Origin of the sequence: Brevibacillus laterosporus, assembly GCA_007833815.1 — a bacterium.
Classification (GTDB): domain Bacteria; phylum Bacillota; class Bacilli; order Brevibacillales; family Brevibacillaceae; genus Brevibacillus_B; species Brevibacillus_B laterosporus_D.
In genome coordinates this window covers 2,109,176-2,128,184 of the sequence record CP033464.1, presented here as the reverse complement: position 1 = coordinate 2,128,184, position 19,009 = coordinate 2,109,176, and the positions used below count along the sequence as shown (strand labels likewise).

14 protein-coding genes and 1 pseudogene are annotated in these 19,009 nt (G+C 41.6%); 11 read left to right on the top strand and 4 right to left on the bottom strand.

What is annotated here, in order from left to right; genetic code table 11:
• The first annotated feature begins 172 nt into the window (after positions 1-172).
• From EEL30_11455 to EEL30_11415, 9 genes are all read left to right on the top strand, one after another.
• Positions 173-1,954: a flavocytochrome c gene (locus EEL30_11455; protein ID QDX92866.1), complete on the top strand. Its 1,782-nt coding sequence runs from the start codon at positions 173-175 to the stop codon at positions 1,952-1,954.
• Positions 1,955-2,200: 246 nt separating this feature from the next.
• Positions 2,201-2,500, top strand: a complete 300-nt coding sequence (locus EEL30_11450; GenBank protein ID QDX92865.1) for a DUF2089 family protein — start codon at positions 2,201-2,203, stop codon at positions 2,498-2,500.
• Between the two features lie 239 nt (positions 2,501-2,739).
• Positions 2,740-3,750 (top strand): iron ABC transporter permease, encoded by a 1,011-nt coding sequence (locus EEL30_11445; GenBank protein ID QDX92864.1) that lies wholly within the window; start codon positions 2,740-2,742, stop codon positions 3,748-3,750.
• Positions 3,743-4,804 (top strand): iron ABC transporter permease, encoded by a 1,062-nt coding sequence (locus EEL30_11440; protein ID QDX92863.1) that lies wholly within the window; start codon positions 3,743-3,745, stop codon positions 4,802-4,804. Before EEL30_11445 ends, EEL30_11440 begins: the two co-directional genes overlap by 8 nt.
• 128 nt (positions 4,805-4,932) lie before the next feature.
• Positions 4,933-5,910: an iron-siderophore ABC transporter substrate-binding protein gene (locus EEL30_11435; protein ID QDX92862.1), complete on the top strand. Its 978-nt coding sequence runs from the start codon at positions 4,933-4,935 to the stop codon at positions 5,908-5,910.
• Positions 5,911-6,336: 426 nt separating this feature from the next.
• Entirely contained in the window at positions 6,337-7,899 is a 1,563-nt protein-coding gene (locus EEL30_11430) for a spore germination protein (GenBank protein QDX92861.1), read from the top strand.
• 38 nt (positions 7,900-7,937) lie between these two features.
• The gene (locus EEL30_11425) at positions 7,938-9,050 is read left to right on the top strand and encodes a spore gernimation protein (GenBank protein QDX92860.1); all 1,113 of its coding nucleotides are present in this window, start codon (positions 7,938-7,940) and stop codon (positions 9,048-9,050) included.
• Positions 9,025-10,326: a Ger(x)C family spore germination protein gene (locus EEL30_11420; GenBank protein ID QDX92859.1), complete on the top strand. Its 1,302-nt coding sequence runs from the start codon at positions 9,025-9,027 to the stop codon at positions 10,324-10,326. The genes EEL30_11425 and EEL30_11420 overlap by 26 nt, the downstream gene beginning before the upstream one ends.
• A gap of 114 nt (positions 10,327-10,440) precedes the next feature.
• Positions 10,441-11,301 (top strand): DUF2087 domain-containing protein, encoded by an 861-nt coding sequence (locus EEL30_11415; GenBank protein QDX92858.1) that lies wholly within the window; start codon positions 10,441-10,443, stop codon positions 11,299-11,301.
• Positions 11,302-11,305: 4 nt separating this feature from the next.
• Here EEL30_11415 and EEL30_11410 read toward each other — a convergent pair whose 3' ends face one another.
• Together EEL30_11410 and EEL30_11405 are read right to left on the bottom strand one after the other, a co-directional pair.
• Positions 11,306-12,253: a nucleoside hydrolase gene (locus EEL30_11410; GenBank protein QDX92857.1), complete on the bottom strand. Its 948-nt coding sequence runs from the start codon at positions 12,251-12,253 to the stop codon at positions 11,306-11,308.
• The gene (locus EEL30_11405) at positions 12,250-13,227 is read right to left on the bottom strand and encodes a nucleoside hydrolase (protein QDX92856.1); all 978 of its coding nucleotides are present in this window, start codon (positions 13,225-13,227) and stop codon (positions 12,250-12,252) included. Before EEL30_11405 ends, EEL30_11410 begins: the two co-directional genes overlap by 4 nt.
• 243 nt (positions 13,228-13,470) lie before the next feature.
• Here EEL30_11405 and EEL30_11400 point away from each other — a divergent pair, with 243 nt between their 5' ends.
• Positions 13,471-14,052 (top strand): biotin transporter BioY, encoded by a 582-nt coding sequence (locus EEL30_11400; GenBank protein QDX92855.1) that lies wholly within the window; start codon positions 13,471-13,473, stop codon positions 14,050-14,052.
• A 131-nt stretch (positions 14,053-14,183) separates the two neighbouring features.
• On the opposite strand, the pseudogene EEL30_11395 reads toward EEL30_11400, so the two are convergent.
• Together EEL30_11395 and EEL30_11390 are read right to left on the bottom strand one after the other, a co-directional pair.
• Positions 14,184-16,477, bottom strand: a pseudogene (locus tag EEL30_11395) (pyruvate synthase).
• Positions 16,478-16,493: 16 nt separating this feature from the next.
• Positions 16,494-17,513 (bottom strand): 4Fe-4S dicluster domain-containing protein, encoded by a 1,020-nt coding sequence (locus tag EEL30_11390; protein QDX92854.1) that lies wholly within the window; start codon positions 17,511-17,513, stop codon positions 16,494-16,496.
• 321 nt (positions 17,514-17,834) lie between these two features.
• Here EEL30_11390 and EEL30_11385 point away from each other — a divergent pair, with 321 nt between their 5' ends.
• Positions 17,835-18,956: an acyltransferase gene (locus EEL30_11385; GenBank protein ID QDX92853.1), complete on the top strand. Its 1,122-nt coding sequence runs from the start codon at positions 17,835-17,837 to the stop codon at positions 18,954-18,956.
• Positions 18,957-19,009 lie beyond the last annotated feature (53 nt).

Sequence of the window (19,009 nt, the reverse complement as noted above, 5' to 3'; positions counted from 1 at the left end):
TATGAAAGCGCTTTAGGCCATTCTTAAAAAATAAGAATATGTCAGAATTGTTAAATTGTGATTTTTTTCACTTGTTGTTTTATGAATGGTTATTACAATCAAGGTGATTAATGAGTTATCAAAATATGCCCCCCTTCTCTTTACTATACATATATCCAAGGAGGTTATCATCTTGAAGGGTTTATCTAAGATTTTTGTGCTTTTCTTAAGTATGGCTATCATAGTATCCATGGTTGGATGTAGTGGTCAAGTGGCTACTCCAGCTAATAGTGATTCTGTGACAGCTGTCGGTCAAGCTGACGGTAAGCATGGACCAATCAAGGTTGAGGTAACAGTTAAAAACAAAGAGCTTACAGACATCAAAATTCTCGAGCAAAAAGAAAACGAAGTACTATCCGAACCAGTTTACAAGAAATTGCGTGAACAAATCCTTGCTAAAAATAGCACTGAAGTAGATGCAATCAGTGGTTCTACCCTTACAAGCCAGGGCTACATCGGTGCGGTAAAAGACGCAATGAGTAAAACAGGTGTGACGTTAACAGCTAAGGGAATAGATACAAATGCAACAGCAAAAGAAGAAGCGGTACAGGATTACGATGTAGTCGTAATTGGCGCAGGTGGTGCTGGTTTTGCCGCTGCTATGGAGGCTAAAAAAGCTGGGGCCTCCGTTGTTCTATTGGAAAAAATGCCATCAATCGGTGGTAACACCCTGATCTCTGGCGCAGAAATGAACGCTGCTAACAACTGGGTACAAGAAACAAAAGGCATAAAAGATAGCAAGGAATCTCACTACCAAGATACCTTAAAAGGTGGAGACAATGTTGGTAATCCTGCCATGGTGCGTGTATTGACAGACAATGCAACAAACGCGGCAGAATGGTTAAAAGATGAAATAAAAGTGGAATTCTTATCAGATCATTTATTCCAATTCGGAGGTCACTCTGTTCCTCGTGCACTAATTCCTAAAGGTCATACTGGCGCAGAAGTAGTAACGAAGCTAAAAGCAAAAGCAGATCAAATGCAAATTCCTGTGAAAACAGAAACCAAAGCAGAAGAATTGTTAAAAAATGACGAGGGACGCGTTGTTGGTGTAAAAGCAAAAACCGCAGCAGGTCAAGAAATTACTTTTAACGCAAAAAAAGGTGTCGTCATCGCAACAGGTGGATTCGGTTCCAACGTAGAAATGCGTAAGAAATACAATCCGATTTTGGATGAAAGCTACATGTCCACTGACACTCCTGGCACAACGGGTGATGGTATCGTGATGGGTGAAAAAATCGGTGCTGCTATCACTAACATGGAAAGCATTCAAACATACCCGATTTGTAATCCCAAAACAGGGGTCATCTCTCTAGTAGCGGATACGCGTTTTGATGGAGCTATTCTAGTGAACCAAAGTGGAAAACGCTTTGTCGAAGAATTAGAGCGTCGTGACGTAATTTCCAAAGCCATTCTCGCTCAAGAAGGCAAATATGCGTATCAAGTTTGGAATCAAGCTGTAGGCGATATCGGTAAAACAGTAGACGTTCACAAGGATGAGTACGATATGCTTGTAAAAGAAGGCATGTTGATTAAAGCTGATACACTGGAAGAAGCAGCAAAGCATTTCAACATTCCGGTAACAGATTTGCAGAAAACAATTGACCGTGTAAACGGATTCGTGAAGAATGGTAAAGATGTAGATTTCAATCATCGTGGAAAATTGATCGAAATGAAAGAAGGACCTTGGTATATTGAGAAAGCTGTTCCTTCCGTTCACCATACCATGGGTGGCTTGGTTATTGACCCAGAAACTCACGTATTGGATAACAACGGAAAAACAATTGCAGGTCTATACGCAGCAGGCGAGGTAACAGGCGTTGTCCATGGTAAAAACCGTCTAGGCGGTAACGCAATCTCTGACATTTTCGTATTCGGCCGCATCGCTGGTCAGAATGTAGCAGCTCAGAAATAAATTGGTTTTTAACTATACAACAGGAGAAAGCTACCGCAGATTTTTCGGTAGCTTTTTTCTCTTTATTCTTCTTCGTCTCATAAACCGTTTTTACAAAATCGGTTACATCGTGTCCTTTTCCTTAATGTGCTAATTTTCATTCTATTTTTAGGATTACTTGCAGCTCGCTCGAATTTCGACACTGCTAAATGACTTACTCCTAGTTATAATTAAGTTAATATAATTTAAAAATAAGGAGGTGAGTTAATGGATCGTGAAGAAATTCCATCCTGGATTTTATCTTTAGATAAGGAGTCCCTTGAATTTATAAGGAAATTTATTATAAATTCGGGTTCTCTAAAGAATATGTCTGCAATATATGATGTTTCTTATCCAACGGTTAGGGCTAAGTTGGATAGATTAATAAAAAAAATTGAACTGCATAGCAAGGAAGACGAAGTAGAGTTCGTTCATATGATTAAAAACTTAGTAATTGATGAACGTATTAGTTTAGAAGTAGCGAAAATCATTATTGATAAATATAAAAAGGAAAGAGTTGATGATTGATCGTTCACATGCTTCAATTCTTAGTTGCACTTGTAATACCTGGAATTCCAATATTATCTATTTAGAAGAAATAGCGCATATTGGGGAGTTATCTTGCCAGGGATATATATTGCGTTTTTTTATTTGGAAAAGTTTCCTCGCATATAATTGATAACGATTTTCATTGACATTATATTGCGAATTTTTTACAATCAAGATGCGATCTATATGCATTATTTTCCTAGAGAGGGGTCTCTGTCATGTCTGGTTTATTGCAGAGCCGCCGAGCCAAAGTATGGGCATTGTTGACTGGTATCTTGTTGCTGTTAGTCTCTATGCTGATGAGCATCTTGTTCGGCTATCATATGTTTTCTATCCAGTTATTATTGGACATGCTATATCAGTTTGACGGTACAAAAGAACATCTGCTCCTCAGAGATGTTAGACTACCTGCAGCTTTTATCGCAGCCAGTGTTGGCGCAAGTTTAGCCATTGCTGGTGTTTTGATGCAAAATCTAACAAAAAATCCGTTAGCCTCCCCCTCCTTGTTCGGTATTAATGCCGGTGCGGTGCTTTTTATCGTGCTGACCTTATTTTTCTTTGATTCGGATTTAACCCTCACACAAATGGTCTGGATCGCTTTTGTTGGAGCTGGTGTGACTGCCGTTCTTGTGCTGATTATTGGAACAATGGGCAAGGATGGATTTCTCCCCATCAAAGTAACATTGGCAGGAGCCGCCGCTTCCGTCTTTGCTTCCTCTTTCACTTCAGGCATTATGCTCATAAACAATGAATCCTTAAATCAAGCATTGTTTTGGCTAGTAGGCTCCGTATCTGGACGCAAAATGGAACATCTCACCACGGTCTTGCCTTATATGGTGATCGGTTGGATTATCGCTCTGTGTCTTTCACACGCACTTAATCTAATGGCGATGGGCGACGATATGGCAAAAGGCTTAGGTTTACAAACTGCTGTCGCTAAACTTTTCATTATTCTCGTGGTGATACTGTTAGCTGGTGGCTCTGTTTCCTTAGCTGGTCCGATTGCTTTTGTAGGACTCATTATCCCCCATATCTGCCGCTATATCGTTGGGGTTGATCACAAATGGCTGATTCCCTTTAGCGGAATAACTGGGGCAATTCTACTGGTTGCTGCTGATACAGCCTCTCGATTCCTGTTGATGCCAAAAGAGGTACCAGTTGGCGTGGCTACCGCATTATTAGGCGTCCCATTCCTTATTTATATTGCTAGAAGGAGTAGCTATGAGTAAACCATCTCTTTTGCATAAATATATAACCATACGGAGCAACAAACCGGCTCTTTCCGCTCAGCTTTCCATTCGGGACATGCTTGTGTTAGTCGTCTTGTTCTTCTTATTGATCGTCTGCTCGGTGATAAGCATTGCCTTGGGCACAACTCATATCCCTATTCCTGACATCCTAGCTACGTTTGTGGGTGGAGATGTAACCAATAGAATCGTCATTTTGGAATTACGAATGCCAAGAACCTTAATGGCCATGATGATCGGTGCTGCTTTGGGCGTAGCCGGTGCAATCACACAAGGAGTCTTCCGCAACCCATTAGCCTCTCCTGATCTATTAGGTGTGACAGGAGGAGGAACTGTTGCCGCTGTTGCATTTATGACATTTAATAATGGACAAGCTAGCATCCATTGGCTGCCACTTCTTGCTATTGGAGGAGCCTTTGTGACTGCATTGGTAAACTATACGTTTGCATGGAAGGGTGGGGTATCCCCTTATCGATTAGTACTGATTGGTATCGGTATTTCTACTGCCATGTCCGCATTGACCACTTTTTTATTAATAAGTGGTCCAGCTCATCTAGCTTCTCAGATCCTTGGTTGGTTGACTGGTACCATTTATGGAACATCTATGAAACATGTAATAGCTATTTTTCCATGGATCGTCTTGTTTCTCCCACTCGCTTGGTTGCTCACTCGTAGGCTAAATGTACTGACGTTAGGTGATGGTATCGCAACCGGATTGGGCAATCCTGTTCAAATTACCCGCTTTCTACTACTTGTAATAAGTGTAGCACTCGCTGGAGCTGCTGTTGGACTAGCTGGAAGTATATCGTTTATTGGACTAACAGCACCACATATTGCTCGACGCTTAGTCAGCTCTCTGTACGGCGTATTAATTCCAGCCTCTGCATTATTAGGCTCCATTATTTTGGTGCTAGCTGATCTTGCAGGAAGAATGTTATTTTCCCCGCTCGATATACCTGCTGGCGTCTTTACCGCTATCATCGGAGCACCATTCTTTCTCTATTTGCTCTATCGTGGATATGGGAAGAATCACTAATATACTAGATGTTCTGAAAATACTTATTGACATTCACCTTTTATTATTTATAAAATATGTTTGATAATGATTATTGTTATCATTTGATAATTCACCAAATTTAGAACAATTAAGGGGAGAATCAATTCATGGTTCAAAAGAAATGGCTTCAAATTCCTGTTTTTATGCTACTTTGCATGGTGTTTTCCCTCGTTATATCCGGTTGCGGTGGCGCGACTAATAACGCAGCTCCTGCAAATGCTACAACAGAACCAGCAGGTGATACATACACCATAGAACATGCCATGGGGAAGACAGAGATAAAAGGCACCCCACAACGAGTAGTTATTTTGACGAATGAAGGAACCGAAGCACTGTTGGAACTTGGTGTAAAACCAGCGGGTGCTGTTAAATCGGGTGTAGGCGATGGTTGGTATCCACATATTAAAAGTGAAATGGATGGCGTAACGGAACTTGGTGATGAGTCACAGCCAAACATTGAGCTAATCGCTTCCTTAAAGCCTGATTTGATCATTGGTAATAAAGGACGTCATGAAAAAATCTACGACCAGTTGAAAAGCATTGCACCGACTGTATTCTCCACAGATTTAGCAGGTCAATGGAAAGAAAACTTCAACTTGTACGCAAAAGCCTTGAACAAAGAAGAAGAAGGCAAAAAAGCCATGGCTGCTTACGACAAGCATGTGGAAGAGCTTAAAACCAAACTCGGCGATAAAGCAAAAGGTAAAGTATCCATCGTTCGTTTCTTGCCAAACGCTGTGCGTATTTACCAAAAAGACACGTTCGCTGGCGTAATGCTTAAAGATTTAGGTGTTGCTCGTCCTGCATCACAAGATAAAGACGCCTTTATGGAAGTCGTTACAAAAGAACGTATTAATGATTTAGATGGCGACATCATGTTCTTCTTTAACGCAGACTATGATGAGAAAAAAGGCGGAACAAAGAACCAACAAGAGTGGATGAATGACCCACTCTTCAAAAATCTCAATGTGGCCAAGAAAAATACCGCCCTCCAAGTAAACGAGATTATTTGGAACACGTCTGGTGGTATCAAAGCTGCTAATAAAATGCTAGATGAGTTTGCAACCTTCATTGAAAAATTGTAAGTCACAGATATAAATTGATAAATCAAAACACATAGGAACCACATCTAAAAAGGGTGTAGCCCTGTAACTCCTGAACATAGGAGGACAGCGGAAACACCCTTTTTTTGCTGCATAACAAGAAAAACGTCACATACTAGTAAAAAACTTGAGGTGGAAAAATGAGGTTTCTGTTATTTTTAACTGTTTTACTCAGCCCGTTGCTCCTAGTGCTGTTGCAAGTGAAGTATCATTTTTTGCTACATCCAGGTTTTCTGATGAGTGGCGCCTACCTAGGAGTGTATGGAATGTTTTTGTTATATCGCTCTATCGTTTCAGAATGATGATTTGCATGTTTTGCCAACAAAATACAAATACTTCCTATATCTACAGGTAAACAATGTACCTGATTTCTCTTCTCGTTTATTACTGAATTACAAGGGGCTAACTATGTCTACTTTTTTTCAACGCGCAAAATGGAAGCGACAAAGCCATCTGTCTGCACAAGAAAAGGGCTCTCTCTTTTCATCCGAGTTATCGGTAGCTCTTACTCAACTGCATACTGTTTTAGGACAAAGCTATGATATCACTACACGTGAAATCTATCTAAATCAATTACAAAAAAAAGCAGCAATAGTCTATGTAGAAGGAATTATAGACCAAGCACTATCGAAAGAGTTTTTATCTCCATTTACCTCAAATCATCAAACGGCTAAAGACCAATCTGCACAGACAAACGAGGAGGCAGCCACAGCTCCATCCATTGAGCAGTTAGTTAGTACACTAGCTGTTTGTCGCACAGTAAAGACATTTGAGAGACCATCAGATTGCATAGATGACATCCTATTTGGTTATACAGCACTATTAATTGATTCGTATGCTTGTGCCTTTCTACTGGATACCGCTTCTTTTCCTTCTCGCACAATGGACGAACCGGTTACCGAATCAGTCATTCGAGGACCCCGGATTGGCTTTGTGGAAACGATTGCTGACAACGTTGCCTTATTGCGCCATCGCATCCGAAATCGCAATTTAACATTTCTCTCTCAACAAGTTGGGGAGCATGCTCCCAAACTTGTTGTTGTCTCGTACATAGAAGATATTGCAAACCCTGCCTTAGTGGATGAAGTATTACGTCGAGTGAAAAGCGTCGAGATAGATGATCTACAGGAATCCAGCTATTTGGAAGATTTGATTGAAGATGATCCCTGGTCACCTTTTCCACTCATCCAAAGTACGGAACGACCTGATCGCGTGGAAGCTGCTTTACTAGAAGGACGAATTGGGATTTTAGTTGACGGTTCACCATTTGCTTTAATTGCTCCCGTAACCTACCCTATGTTGTTGCAGTCTCCAGATGACTACTACCAGCTTTGGTATATTGGGTCGCTCCTTCGATTTTTACGTTTTATTTGCATACTAATCTCGCTGTTCCTACCTTCCCTCTATGTGTCGCTAGTCTCCTATCATCAGGGACTTATTCCAATGCGGCTCGCTTTTACGATCGCTGGGACACGGGAAGGTGTACCTTTTCCTACCATCATTGAAGCGTTAATCATGGAGATTACAATTGAAATTTTACGTGAAGCTGGATTGCGCCTACCTAAACCTCTGGGTCAAACGATCGGCATTGTTGGCGGATTGGTTATCGGTCAATCTGCGGTAGAAGCCGGAATTGTTAGTCCCATCATGGTCGTAGTAGTAGCTCTCACTGCCATCGCTTCGTTTACTATTCCCCAATACGAAGCAGGCATCGTAATTCGTATTTTACGTTTTGGTATGATGTTATCTGCTGCCTTTTTGGGACTGTATGGGGTCATTTTGTTCTTTATTATACTTACTAGTCATTTGGTGAAGCTAAAGAGTTTCGGCGTAGATTATCTTGCACCTATAGCACCACTAAACCTCCATGATTGGAAAGATTTTATTTTACGCTTACCTCAAAAGTCGTTAACGAAACGTCCACAGATTCTACATCCACTTGATTCAAAAAGAATAAAGAAGAAGCCTTAATACATTCCTAGCATAAGAAAAGAAGGAGGTACGAGATCATGTCACTTAATTTCCAGCCTAAGTTTTCCAGTCTTGATGTGACCGCTGTAATTGCATCTATGGTAATTGGAGTATCCATTCTGACTCTACCTCGTGTCGCTGTCGATGCAGTAGGGACACCGGATGTCTGGATTGATGCGCTGGTTGGCGGTCTGTTAGCAATGTTAGCTGGTTATTTTTGCGCCAAATTAAGCCAACACTACCCCTCGTATCACTTTTATCAAATAACGGGGATCCTATTAGGGAAATGGGGGGGCGCCCTGCTTACCCTATTCTATTCTCTCTATTTCTTTTTTCTGTGTGTCTATGAAGCGCGGGTGCAATCTGAGGTAATTCGCCATTTCTTGTTGGATCAAACGCCTATTCATGTAACGATCATTTCTTTCTTACTGGCAGGATTATACTTGGTGATCGGCGGTCCGCAGCCTATTGTACGTCTGTTTCTCCTCTATTTTCCTGCTACGATACTTATCTTATTTTCAATTGCCATTCTTAACTATCAGAGTTTCCATATCGATAATTTGTTACCAGTTCTACATCATGGCTGGACACCAGTGCTTCATGGCTTGTCTGCCACTACGCCTTCTTATATGGGCTTAGAGATTATTATGTTTCTGACCTACATGATGAAGTCGCCAGCAGGTGCTACTAAAAGCGTTGTCATTGGTCTTGGATTCGCTACCCTGATCTATACTACAATCACTCTGATGATTGTCGGAACCCTAACAGCCCATGAGGTAAAAACCCTTACATGGCCAACGATGGAGTTTGTGAAACAGATCGAATTTCCTGGTGCCTTCTTTGAACACTATGAATTGTTTTTTATGGTCATCTGGGTTCTTAGTATTTTTACTACATTTGTATTCTGCTTTTATTTGGTAAGTCTAGGATTAAGTCTACTTGTACCTATACGCCTACGTTTGTTGCAAGTCCTGTTGACTCCCCTTTTGTACGCTTTCGCCATGCTACCCAAGAATTTAGATCAAGCATTTTCTTTGGGTACACATCTTGGCTACGTTTCAGTATTAGCATCCGGTATCATCCCGATTTTATTGCTACTTTTTTCAAAATGGAGGAAATCTGCCAATGCCCAACAAAACAAACAAACATAATTGGTTGGCATGCGTGCTCACTCTCTCTTTGACACTCTTGATATCGGGGTGTTGGGACCGTCAGGAAATAGAAGATCTAGCCATGGTAATTGGCGTAGGAGTTGACACTCCTCTAAAGGAAAACGATTCAGACTCGGAAACGAATGCCGACTCAGAAGAAGCTAGCTCATCTGATGCTGACTCTGAATCAGCACATCAAGGGGATGAATCCAATGCAAACCAAAGTACTCAACAGAAAATCCCCATTCTCTTAACTCATCAAAATGTTGTACCCAAAGTCCTTACCGGTACAGCTAAAGTAACCGGCACACAGAAGCAAGCCTACTTCAATATTTCAGGCGAAGGTACCTCGTTCTTTGAAATAATCCGTAATTTTTCTACTAAAAGCTCCAAACCGCCCTTCTTTTTGCATGTCAAAACGATGGTGATTGGAGAAGACTTTGCAAGAAAATTAAGCATCGAAAAAACGCTGGAGTACTTTTTACGTGACACCGAACTGCGTAGAACCGTACTAGTTGTTGTAGCCAAAGGTCGCGCTCTTGATGTATTAAATAAAAAACCTCTTAACGAAACACTTCCTGCTATCGAAATACTTAGCATCCTGGATAATGTTAGAAAAAATTTAGCTATTGCTACCCCGACTTCACTTGGGTTTATTTCAGAGCACATGACTACAAGAAAAAGTTTTATGATTCCTCGAGTGGAAGTATCCACAAAGACAATAAAAATAGCTGGAGCTTCTCTCATTAAAGGTGATACGGGGAAAATGATTGGGTGGTTAAACGAAGAGGAGGTAAGTGGAGCCAATCTCCTCCTGGGTAGTGGTAAATCAAAGTGGGAAAAGCACGCAGGTCTTATTAAAACCGTCTTACCACCAACAAATAGCCTACTCATATATGAGATTCGTACTATTTCAAGTAAAATAACTCCTAAAGTTCAAAATGGACAAGTCTCTTTTTCCGTACATATTAAGTTAAATGGACGAATTGGCGAAGACTGGTCTCCAGAGGAAAATGGCTTTGATGACAGCTATCTTGTGAAGACAGAAAAAGCATTTGAGAAAAAAATAAAGGAATTGACCAGAAAAAGTCTCAACAAGCTCCAAAAAAAATGGAAAATAGATGTTTTGGAATTCAACAAAGCTTTATCCGTTCACCACCCAGATGTTTGGGAAAAGATGAAAGATAATTGGGATGAGGAATTTAGTAAGATTCCTATTGACGTCCATGTAAAGGTGAATGTTAGAGAATTTGGTTTAAAAGGGTCAAAACGGTAGCTTACTAGCCCACAGCGCGCCTAGTCCCGGTGGGTTTTCATACTTTCATCTTGACTAAAAACAAACGAAATATTAATATGTCTATAAATAAACAGACGAATGGAGTTTTTATCTATGGACATATTAGCCGACTTATTTTGGAAAGCCTCCATGGAAGAGATCAAGAACGGTTATGTATACAATGAAAAACAAGAGAGCTATACATGTCTGATTTGTGGTCAGTCCTATGAAGAAGGCATTATTTATCCACAGGGTGAATATTGGTATGAAGCGAAAAGGGCCATGAAACAGCATATCGATGCCACCCATACCTCAATGTTTCACTTTCTTCTATCGTTGGACAAAAAAATGACAGGCTTAACCGATGTTCAGCGTCAACTTCTTGCCCAGTTTTATGATGGACAAACCGACGCACAAATTGTGCAAAACAGTGAGGGCCGTAGCAATTCTACTATACGCAATCATCGCTTTATGTTAAGGGAGAAAGAAAAACAGGCCAAGATATTTCTAGCCATCATGGAATTGTTAGGGGAAACTAGTCAGTCTTCCTCCAAGACTCACACTTCCTCTGATTCTGAACAGTCATCCCAAACTACATCAACCAAGAGAAAAAAACGCGAAGCTACAAGCCCTTTTCTTACTATTCCGCCCACTGTTCGCTTTCAAGACGAGCGTTTTGCTATGACAGAAGAAGAGTATCAAGAAATCTTACGTACGTACTTTCCTAATGGATTGGATGGAATGGCTAAGGAATTTCCACTCAAAGAAAAACGCAAAGCAGCCATCTTGCATCATATCATTGGCCGTTTCGAACGCAATAAGCTATATACAGAAAAAGAAGTAAATGCAATACTTAAAACCGTTTATGACGATTATGCCATTTTGCGTCGCTATCTAATCGAATACGGCTATATGGATCGCAAAGCGGATGGAAGCTCCTACTGGCTCGTTCCTTTTACAGCGAAACCGGAGTAGCTTCTTATATTATTTTTTGCGTAATCACCTGGTTTAAAAAATGTGAAACAAAGCGATGGACGTCTACTTCCATGCATACATCCATATTTGGGGCGTGCTCCGGAGCATTCCGCCTGTCTCCGATGGTTCGGCCGATAGAAGCCGAGCCTTCGGTATCTACTTGCACGTACATTGGCGTTGTTTTGACAAAAGATGGGTCAATAACCACCCCTACTGCAAGAGGATCGTGTAAGGCGCATCCGCCAAGGTATGGGTTAATTTTAGCGTAGGCATCCATATAGAATTCAGAACATGCCGCTAAGAACTCTCCTACTGCTGTACCAGACTCACGCCACATCTGTGTATGCACCTTGGTCAGCAAAGTTTGCATGGTAACATCAAGTCCTACTAAGGTAATTGGTATACCTGACTGGAACACAAGCTCCGCCGCCTCTGGATCGGTATAAATATTGGCTTCCGCTACAGGAGTTACATTTCCTGGCACCGTTACTGCGCCGCCCATAATGACAACTCGCTCGGCCAGTGAAACAATCTCAGGATCTTTCATAATAGCTAATGCCAAGTTGGTTTGGCTGGCAACGGTAATGAGGGTCACTTGATTCGGATATTTGCGAATTTGTTCAATGATAAAATCGGCGGCATGCATTTCGATTGCCTTTGCTTTTGGTTTGGGCAAATGGGTATTACCAATGCCATCTTCCCCATGAATATGGGTAGCATTCGCTTTTAAAGGGGAACGTAGCAACGGCTTTCCTGCTCCTTTTGCCACAGGGATATCACTTGCCCCTAAAATCTCTAGCACTTTTAATGTATTCTCAGTCGTAATATCAACAATATGATTGCCAAAGCTAGTCGTTATCCCCAACACATGTAACGTAGGAGATTGTATCGCATAAGCAATCGCAAGAGCATCATCAATTCCCGTATCAACATCTAAAATAACGTATTTCATCTGTTAATTCCTCCGCTCGCATCCATCGTTAAGGTAGTAATCCAATGTTGTACAAAACGCTCGCTATCAACCTCTACACCCGCCAACACTTTTTGCCCGATGCTTGCTGTTTGTCGTAGATCAGCGATAAGCGCTCCACGTGACACTTCTCCCTTACATTCCACTTGAACCAAAATCTCTTTGGTACGAATCAATGTACTATCCAGGGCCACCCCGACAGCTAATGGACCTTGCATAGAGAATGCAAGCTTGTCCTGCCCAGCATCTCCCCCTGCCCCAAGTTGGAAACGAGCCATCTCTTCTATAAAAGAAAGCATGCTTTCTGTCCGTTCTGCTTTCTTATGCAGTAATTCAGCTAGATGACTGGACGTAAACATGGTTGGCTGTGTTATATCTAAGCTAACTAACGTAATTGGCAATCCTGCTCCCAATACAAATAAAGCAGCTTCTGGATCTCCCCAGAAATTGAATTCGGCAGCAGCAGTTACATTTCCAGCTCCACGAATTGCACCACCTGCAATAATTACCTGTTTTATTTTTTTGCCAAGAGAAGGGGCTTTTGCAACTGCATTCGCCAGATTTGTGAGTCGTCCCATCGTTACGATGATCAGCTCATCTTCGCATTCTTGCGCTTTCAAAATAATGAAATCGCTGGCTGACATTGCCAAAGCTGTTTGCATCGGTGCAGGTAAAACAGCATTACCCAGTCCAGTAGCATCGTTTTTTTGTCCATATCCCATCTCTTTACGGATCAATGGCTTGCTGGCTCCTTTTATTACCGGCACCTCATACCCTACTTGTGCTGCTTCTACTACCTGCAAGGTATTACGAGTTGCTTGATTCAAGCTGACATGCCCTGCACCAGTAATGATACCTTCCACACGCGCTTCTTTGGATTGCAACGCATATAAAATAGCTAATGCATCATCAATGCCGGTATCTACATCTAGTAACAACCGTTTTTGGTCTGCCATTGTCCCACTCCTATCATTAGAAAAAAGCTATTCTGTCCATATTTGTGAAACCTCGTTACCTTCCCCAGTTTACCATATTTTTTTGCATATCATGACTAGCGAGGACCATAGTGATGTGACTTCCCGAAACGTTCAAACTTTTCTTGCATCACATCGCATTATTTACAACGAAATCTTCTTTTGATACAATTTCGGTAAACTCGACTATACTATTCGTTTACATTTAAGAATTGAGGTGCCTTGATGCAACATCGCAATGAGAAACTTAGAACTTATATTTTAACTGCTATTTTTACTGCTATTACCGCTGTGTTTGCACAGATTACTATTCCGTTGCCTATTGTGCCGATTACAGGCCAAACTTTAGCTGTAGGCTTGGTGGCAACTGTGCTTGGAAGTCGCTATGGTACTGTATCCATGGTACTTTATGTAATACTAGGAGCGATTGGCGTGCCGGTGTTTGCAAGCTTTTCAGGTGGCCCTCAAGTATTGATAGGACCTACCGGCGGATTCATCTTTGGCTTTATTGCTACTGCATTTGTAATGGGCTATTTTCTTGAAAAAACAAAGTATACCTTCACTATGGCATTGATCGCTAATCTAATTGGTATGGTTATTACTTTCCTGTTTGGCGTAATCCAGCTGAAATTAGTTTTAAACCTCAGCTGGGCTGGTGCAATGGCAACTGGGGTAACTCCATTTATCGCTGGGGGGGTTATTAAAGCAATCCTAGCTGCCTACGTAGGTATCATCCTGCGCAAACGCCTAGTGTCTATTGGGATGTTAAAAGAAACGTCTTCAGCCAATCGTTTCTTAATTAATTAACAACACCAATAATAATGACCAATTATGTAATAGACCTGTGCCTTAATCGTTTTTTTGAAAGTATAAGAAAGCCCGTCTCTGGTATTACAACCAGAAACGGGCTTTCTTAACACATCTATGATCCTCACTTTTTATAAATAAGGATTCTCATGCTTTGCTTTCAACATATTCCAACGGCGCTCTACTTCTTGTTCAAACTGATTGAGAGAGGACTCATTTTCCGGTCGCAACAAGTGTCTGGTTTTGCCTAATAATTGTAGCCACTCTGTCACTGGTACGCGTTTGTTTTTCTCTTCTGGATTGAACGTAATCTTGGTTATTCCCTTCTCTACTTCATATAACGGGAAGAAACAACTATTGACAGCCGTTTCCACGATGGATTTCCCCTCATGTTCTGGTGCTTTCCAGTTTAGTGGACAACTAATTAAAATCTTACCGTAAACGGTACCTACATGCTGTGCGTACCATTGGGCTTTTGCCGCCTTTTTAATTAGATCTTGTGGAAGGCTTCCGTTCCTGTAAAGACATATGAGATGTTGGTTGCCGCCATGATTTGTACAGTGTCCTTATGGTGAAAAGCCTTTCCATGTTGCCCTTCGCCAAGGTTGGATGTAGATGTCATATGCCCCATTGGAGTAGAGTATGACATTTGCGATCCTGTATTCATATAGCCCTCGTTATCATATTCCAGAATGATTAACTTATGATTGCGTAGAGCTGTACCAATAGCAGGTCCCATCCCAATGTCCATACCACCGTCACCAGAAACCATAATAAAGGTCAAATTGCTCTCATCCACCTCAACTTCTCCACGGCGAATACGCTCCCAGAACATCTCCACGACCCCAGAAAGTGTAGCTGAACCATTCTGGAATAGGTTATGGATATAATTGACCTTATGAGCGGAATACGGATAACCTGTGGTCACAACCATAGCACAACCCGTGTGGAAGAGAACCACGATGTCGCCTTCAATTCCTTTAAAGAACATTTCTAGTCCAGAAAAGATTCCACAACCAGGGCAAGCACCGTGACCTGGGGCAATACGTTTCGCTTTTTTCGTCAGCATACGCATCGGTGGTACTTTTACTTTCAAGTCACCACTCTCTGCATCTTGAGTAACTGTAATAAATCCAGAGGTTTGCTCTTTTGTCAAAGGTTCAATCACACGTGTCGGACGGTTTTGCTCTTCGCCAGCCGTAATGCCATGGTAGTCAAAAGAAGCAATCTCTTCTCCCTGCATTTTTTGTAAGCACTGTGTAAAAAACGCTTCTGCATCTGCAGCGTAAAAGTCTTTGCCTCCCAAGCCAAAAATCCGTGTTAGGATCGTGGTATCAGCCTTGGCATCCAGCATCGCTGCCTTGATTTCGTGACTAAGATTACCGCCATGTGCTCCGTAAGAATCGGCACGCTCTCCTACTAGCACCACTTTTACATGTCGAAGAGCTTCCTGCACAGCCTTTTTAGGGAAGGGACGGATGATGTTCGGAGAGACAACTCCAGCTCTGATCCCCTTTTTACGTAAGCTATCTACTACATCACGGGCAGTATCGGAGGCGGAGTTTAGTAGAAATAAAGCTACCTCCGCATCCTCCATCATGTATTCATCCAGCACTGGATAACTTCGTCCCGTTAGCTTCTCAAATTCTTTGGCTACATCAAGGAACACTTGCTCTGCCTGATACATGGCTTGTGATTGCTGGTATTTGTTATTAATATAATCGGGATCATTCATATATGGCCCGATGGTAGTCGGATTTTTCACATCGGTAGAGTCCACATAGACAGTGTTCTCCCCGACAAATTTCTGAACGCACTCTCGATCCGTAAAGTACTGCACGCGACGCTTCTGGTGTGAAGTGAAAAAGCCATCTGATGCCACTATCACTGGCAAACGTACATCTTGATGTTCGGCTACACGCAGTGCAAATAGATTCATATCATATACAGCCTGTGGGTCCTTGGCTAAGAGAATCGGCCAGCCTGTATTAAGCGCATAGTATAAATCGGAATGATCCCCACGTATATCTAATGGCCCCGACACAGATCGGGTTACTAGATTTAAGACCATAGGGAAGCGTGTGCCAGATTGAACAGGCAACTGCTCCAGCATGTATAATAAACCATTGGCTGAGGTAGCATTAAATACACGTCCACCTGCTGTAGATGCCCCATAACAGATACCAGCTGATCCATGCTCCCCGTCCGCCGGAATCAAGACGATATCGTGTTCTCCATTTGCTTTCATCTCATCTAGATATTCAGCAATTTCTGTAGAAGGTGTGATCGGAAAATACCCCATTACATGATAATTGATCTGAGCAGCAGCTTTCGCGGCCATTTCATTGCCAGACCTGAAATCGACGGTCTCCGCTACACAGGCTTTGGTTTCTATTTCTGGTGACGTTGTTGTATTTATACTCATGTCCCTAGCTCCTCCCTTACGCTCTTGCCATTGCAAATGAATGTTTAACGGCATGCTCACGTGCATATTGTTCTTCTTCTCTTTCACGAGTTAGCGATCCAGTTGGACAAACCTCCACACACTTCATACAGCCCTTACAATATTGATAGTCGATACCACGTAAAAATTGTTGAGCACGACCACGTTTATCTTCGCCCTCTTCCCAAACAAAACAATAATCAGGGCAGTGCATTTCACAGGCTGCACAGTGAATACATGTTCCTTCGTTAAAATGCGGAAGATAGCCTTGACGAGAGGCGCTTAGATCTTTTAACACAGAGTTACCTGGGTTTGTGATAACACCACCGATCGGCTGTGTTAGATAGCCGAGTAACGTACCCACACTTTTTTGAGCAGATGTTTTATTTTCCTGTAGATTTGATGGTGCAAATGTTGTGCAGGTACCCTCCGCATAGCCCGCTTCAAATGTGCGTAGATTAGACTCGACTAGCTTAGGGTACTTAGCTTCAAAGGTCTCACGAATCATCCGTTTGACAGCCTCTGGATGAAGAAAATCCACAACTCGGCATAGAGCGCCCATCATCGCTGTATTAATACGTGTTTTTTCACGCAAAGAAATCCCTAAAGCATCCACACATAGTATGGTTCCAGAGATAAGTCCTGTTCGTTCTTTGATTTCTTCAGGCGTTTTGGTGGTATTAACGATCAGAATACCGTCTGATCCTAATCCAGAAATACAGTTTTGTGTCGTCAACATCGCTTCATGAAATACACCCACCACATGTGGTTCGTCAATGGGGGAAGTTGCTCGTAATTTGGTTTCAGGGTTGGCAAAACGGACGAAAGCTTTTACAGGGGAACCTTTTTTCTCAGAACCGTAGGAAGAAAAGTTAGAACCATTCAACCCTAAGTGAATGACACCAGCTTCTGCCAGCATTTTACCAGCTAGATTCGCCCCTAGCCCCCCGATTGATTCCAAACGGATTTCGTATAAGCCCAACTCATTCATCTTCGTCAGCCTTGTTTGTGCATTCAATTCTTACACCCTCCCATTTGTCTCTATATAAAGCTTTTAACGTATATCATTACCTTGTCTTCCTAATCTAAAGAACGGTTTGGCAACCATTCTGCTACGCTAATTTTTATCTTTCTATCTTTCGTCATTTTAAGTTTTATCTCCAAGAAATATTGTGAAAAACATCACACATAATAAAGTTATACCCCCTTGCATCTTTTTAAATAGATGGTAACAGCCTTTTTTAAAGTATCTTTGCTTTTCCATTAGGTAGATATTGAATTTAGATAGATGATTTATGTAAAATAGAAAAGTATGACAGTTATGAAAGAGGAACTTATTGTGGAGCATCGATTAAGAGAATATGATTTTATTCGAGTCTTGTGCGTGTTAGGCGTAATTGCCATCCATGTGACATCGCATTTTGTCACTCGAACCGATTTTGCTTTTATCTGGAACCAATCATCACGGTTTGCTGTTCCTATGTTTATGCTTTTATCCGGATTCTTTCTTTTTTATCAGGATCACCAGCTACAGTTGCACCAACGCCCATCTATGAAAAAGCGTATAAAAAAGCTGATTATTCCTTACATCTTGTGGACAATCATCTATGCATGTTATACACAAAGTGGCCTGCTTCAAAATGAAAATTATCTGATGTGGACCGACTATTTATTCAAAACATTATGGCAAGGAAAAGGCTACGTCCATTTGTACTTTATGCTGATTGTTTTTCAATTTTATTTGTTATATCCATGGTTGCGCTCTTGGTATTACCGATCACCTATCAGCATACTCCTAGTCAGCTTTATTTTGACCGTAGGCATTCAATCTCTGGTCTATCTCTCACAACATGCAATGGTAGGATTCATCTTGCCGAGGTTATGGTGGTCCTACAGCATCCCATTACCTATCTGGATTTTCTTTTTCATAGCAGGCATGTTCTTAGCACAATCCAGAGAACGCTGGGAAAACTGGCTCAAAGGTAAAACATTCTGGCTCCTTCTTGCCTGGATACTTACACTAGGTTTGGTCGTAATAGATACGATGTGGTCTCGCACCTATACCCTGTCTATTAAACCCAGCATCATTTTGTACTGCTTCATCTGCTTTTTCCTTTTTTATAATTTGGGGCGCTTGTTTTATCAGAAAACAAATCCGCTACAACCTGTCTTCAACTGGATTTCGCAACAATCCTTTTTGATCTTTCTGTTGCATCCCTTGTTGCTATCCTATTTGTCCTCACTAGCTGTTGCTAATAAATTAGAATTCTTATGGAAGGGGAACCTTGGGATTGTAAATCAGTATCTGATTACAGTACTAATCACTCTCCTGTTCACCTACCTGTTGTCCCGTTTCTCTTGGGTACATCTGTTGGGTGGAGTGCCTCCAAAAAGAAGGACGGAGACTGCTTCTACAAATGTGACTAATAAGCCAGAACGAGCAACTTACCAAAAAAAATAGACCTTTAAACATCAAAAAAATGCTTGGAAGCTCTTCTTAGAGTCTCCAAGCAT

Bases quoted from the DNA above. Each gene is read 5' to 3' on its own strand.
- EEL30_11410 (QDX92857.1), bottom strand. From the start codon at position 12,253: ATGAAATACGTTATTTTAGATGTTGATACGGGAATTGATGATGCTCTT.
- EEL30_11445 (QDX92864.1), top strand. From the start codon at position 2,740: ATGTCTGGTTTATTGCAGAGCCGCCGAGCCAAAGTATGGGCATTGTTG.
- EEL30_11430 (QDX92861.1), top strand. From the start codon at position 6,337: ATGTCTACTTTTTTTCAACGCGCAAAATGGAAGCGACAAAGCCATCTG.
- EEL30_11420 (QDX92859.1), top strand. From the start codon at position 9,025: ATGCCCAACAAAACAAACAAACATAATTGGTTGGCATGCGTGCTCACT.
- EEL30_11440 (QDX92863.1), top strand. From the start codon at position 3,743: ATGAGTAAACCATCTCTTTTGCATAAATATATAACCATACGGAGCAAC.
- EEL30_11415 (QDX92858.1), top strand. From the start codon at position 10,441: ATGGACATATTAGCCGACTTATTTTGGAAAGCCTCCATGGAAGAGATC.
- EEL30_11400 (QDX92855.1), top strand. From the start codon at position 13,471: ATGCAACATCGCAATGAGAAACTTAGAACTTATATTTTAACTGCTATT.
- EEL30_11435 (QDX92862.1), top strand. From the start codon at position 4,933: ATGGTTCAAAAGAAATGGCTTCAAATTCCTGTTTTTATGCTACTTTGC.
- EEL30_11450 (QDX92865.1), top strand. From the start codon at position 2,201: ATGGATCGTGAAGAAATTCCATCCTGGATTTTATCTTTAGATAAGGAG.
- EEL30_11405 (QDX92856.1), bottom strand. From the start codon at position 13,227: ATGGCAGACCAAAAACGGTTGTTACTAGATGTAGATACCGGCATTGAT.
- EEL30_11425 (QDX92860.1), top strand. From the start codon at position 7,938: ATGTCACTTAATTTCCAGCCTAAGTTTTCCAGTCTTGATGTGACCGCT.